The following is a 3,025-nucleotide window of genomic DNA, read 5'->3' as shown; positions in this document are numbered from 1 at the left end:
GTAAAATAAATAACACGACAAGCAACGCAAATCCGTTATATCCATGTCCATAAGAGTTACCCATTGTGAAATCCTCCTCCCTGTTAGTAAAGTGTTAAACCGTAAAGAGGTGTGTAGAAGATGCTAGCACCAAGCTGCACCGACAATTACTAATAAGATGAACAACACCACGATTAACGCAAAACCACCACCATGATATCCTTGAGACATAAGAACACCTCCTCTTTGCTTTGTTAGGATATACTATGCAATCGCCTCGTTTAGGTACTAGGCGATTGCCCTAAATATCTATTTCAAGTTTTCGATTCCTTTGGAAAACCTTTCTTTAAAACCTTAATATATGGTATAGTATTTTCTGTATTAAGGTTCGACTACTCATTGTGTAAACCTAATTATTTATAAGCGCCACAACCTGAATCCTTATTAAATAGATGTTTCCAAAACACATGACTAGCGACAATTTGAGGAGTGGAATAAATGAATAAACGAATAATCGCCGCGGTAGGTCTAGCGTGTCTAACTGCTCTTGCAGCTTGTAACAACGAAGAAACAACATCTGATTCTGAGGTAGTTGTAACCGTTGAGGGAAATGAAATAACAGAAGCTGAGTTTTTCGATAAAATGAAAGAACGTTATGGTCAAGCTACTTTAGAAGAAATGGTTCAACGCATCTTGATCGCTGACGCCAAGGAAGAATTAGGTGTTACAGATGAAGAAGTTGAAGAAGGTATTGCAAACTTTAAAGGACAATTAAACGTAGAATCTGACGAGGAGCTTCTTGAAATCCTTGAAGCACAATTTAATATGTCTTATGAATCTATGGATGAATTTGTTGAAGACATGGTAGTACCACCAATCGTTTTGGATAAGCTTGCGAAATCAGAGGTTAATGTGACTGAAGAAGACAAACGAGCTTACTACGAAGAGAATGAAGAATTATACGCTGAACAAGTTGAAGCAAGCCATATTCTTGTTGAAGATGAAGATACTGCAAACGAAGTTCTTCAGAAGCTAGAAGAAGGCGAAGAATTTGCCGATTTAGCTACTGAATATTCAATGGATGGATCTGCTACACGTGGCGGAGAGCTAGGTTTCTTTGGAGAAGGTGAAATGGTTTCCGAGTTTGAAGAAGCTGCCTTCAACCTTGAAGTAGGAGAAGTCAGCGACGCCGTAGAATCTCAATATGGATACCATATTATTAAAGTAACCGATCGCAAGTCAGATTATGAAGACTTTGCAGATGATATTGAACAAGCTCTTATTCAAGAACAGTCTAAATCAACTGAAGAAGTTTTACGTGACTTGATCGACAATGCGGAAATTGACGTGAAAGATCCTGAATTCGCTGACCTCTTTGMTGAAAATGAAGAAGCGGAAGAAATAAACGAATAATGAATAGAAACCAACGCTATTGTAACTGGTGTTGGTTTTTTGTATTTTGGAAGTAAGCCCAAATTACACATATGCCTATGTCAAAAATTAGACACCTGCATACGTTAGATTAAGGGAGCACCCCAATTATGGAAACGAAAGGATGAGTAACATGTCAAAAAATGGTCCAATCCAAGGCTATGATTGCAATTACGGCGATAACGGATTTACTGTACTCGTAATACTCTTTATCCTATTAGTCATTGTAGGAGCAACATTCTACTGCTAAATAGAAAAGCGGAGTGGCTCGTTTAGGTAAGAGCACGGTGGAGCTTTGGCAATGAGAAGCGCCTTTTGCTTCATTTGACAAAGTGAAGTGACCGATGACCTGAGCCAMGAAGCTAGACAAGACAAGCGGAAGCGACTGGTCTGGCATGCGGAAAAATAAAGGGAGTAATATGAAGTCGCTCTTGGACTTCATTTGATTCACCGTTTGTTCCCCGCAGGGCAAGGAGCCCTGCAGCTAGACACCAATGCGGAAACGAGTCGCTTTACTCGCACAAAAAGGTCGTAGCTAATGCTACGACCTTTCTTTGATGCGGCGTGCTTTCTCTTCCGCTAGTCTTTCCATATAGACATTACCTTCTTTTTCAATCCATTCTTGCTCAAATTCCCGCTCTTCCTTCGAATATTTCACAGACAAGTATCCACTAAGTAAAATCCCTGCAATAACGAAATAGACCCACCATGGGCTTGCTAGAAGAGCTGCTCCTATCGCTGTTTGAGTCAAAACAAACAATGCAGCTAAGATAATTAACAAAATCAGTGCTAAGCGTTGGTTTTTTTGACGTTTGTCCATCTCTTTTTCCCCCTTGCTTGTCTTCTTGTAGTAATGAATATGTCGCTAGGGGGAAAACTAGAACCTAGATATCTAATGGCGGTTCATGAAAAGTTGGTTTATAGAAACTACGGTTGTCTAAAGCCATAACACGTTCTGAGAAATCTCCTGGTTGGACACGTTCAAGTGCTCGGTCCATCATATTAATTTTCGCATCAACATTATCAATCATATGAAGCACTTCAGCTTCGCGAACGACAGGTACTTTTGGTGAGCCCCATTCGCCTTTTCCATGATGGCTTAACACCATATGTTGAAGAATTAATACTTCTTCCCCATCAAGCTCAAGCTCTTTAGCTGCTTCTGCAATCTCATTGACCATAATGGAAATGTGACCTATAAGCTTTCCTTCAACCGTGTATTTTGTATCAATTGGTCCAGATAACTCACGAACCTTACCTAAGTCATGTAGAATCACACCTGCATAAAGAAGGTCTTTATCTAACGTTGGATAGAGAATGGCTAAGTCTTTGGCAATTTTCAACATCGACACAACATGATATGCAAGCCCGGATACGAATTCATGATGATTTTTTGTCGCAGCTGGTGACTCAAGGAATGCCTGCTGGTGCTTCTTCAATAGAAAGCGAGTGATACGCTGAATCGTTGGGTTTTTCATTTCAAAAATGTATTGTGTTACTTCTTCAAGCATATCTTCTGGTGATATCGGAGCGGAGCGCACAAAATCTGCCACTTTCACATTATCCATTGCCGTCGTTGGACGGATGCTGCCAATCTTTAGTTGAAGGCGTCCAC

General features: G+C 40.2%; 5 protein-coding genes. 2 read left to right on the top strand and 3 right to left on the bottom strand.

The window, feature by feature from the left end:
- Positions 1–123: 123 nt before the first annotated feature.
- Entirely contained in the window at positions 124–210 is an 87-nt protein-coding gene (locus AB685_RS30760; protein WP_075683146.1) for a YjcZ family sporulation protein, read from the bottom strand.
- 267 nt (positions 211–477) lie between these two features.
- On the opposite strand from AB685_RS30760, the gene AB685_RS29565 reads away from it, so the two are divergent.
- Together AB685_RS29565 and AB685_RS30755 are read left to right on the top strand one after the other, a co-directional pair.
- Complete coding sequence (locus AB685_RS29565) at positions 478–1,392, top strand: peptidylprolyl isomerase (RefSeq protein ID WP_047974188.1); 915 nt, start codon at positions 478–480, stop codon at positions 1,390–1,392.
- 151 nt (positions 1,393–1,543) lie between these two features.
- A complete protein-coding gene (locus AB685_RS30755; protein WP_082153837.1) occupies positions 1,544–1,660 on the top strand; it encodes a YjcZ family sporulation protein in 117 nt (38 codons plus the stop codon).
- A gap of 291 nt (positions 1,661–1,951) precedes the next feature.
- Here AB685_RS30755 and AB685_RS29560 read toward each other — a convergent pair whose 3' ends face one another.
- Positions 1,952–2,230 (bottom strand): sporulation YhaL family protein, encoded by a 279-nt coding sequence (locus AB685_RS29560; RefSeq protein WP_082153836.1) that lies wholly within the window; start codon positions 2,228–2,230, stop codon positions 1,952–1,954.
- A 64-nt stretch (positions 2,231–2,294) separates the two neighbouring features.
- Positions 2,295–3,025 (bottom strand): HD domain-containing protein (locus AB685_RS29555; RefSeq protein ID WP_047974187.1); only part of this gene is annotated, 731 nt, incomplete at its 5' end.

This window comes from Bacillus sp. LL01 (genome assembly GCF_001037965.1).
The sequence above is the reverse complement of the archived record's forward strand: the minus strand, read 5'-3'. Positions and strand labels throughout refer to the sequence as shown.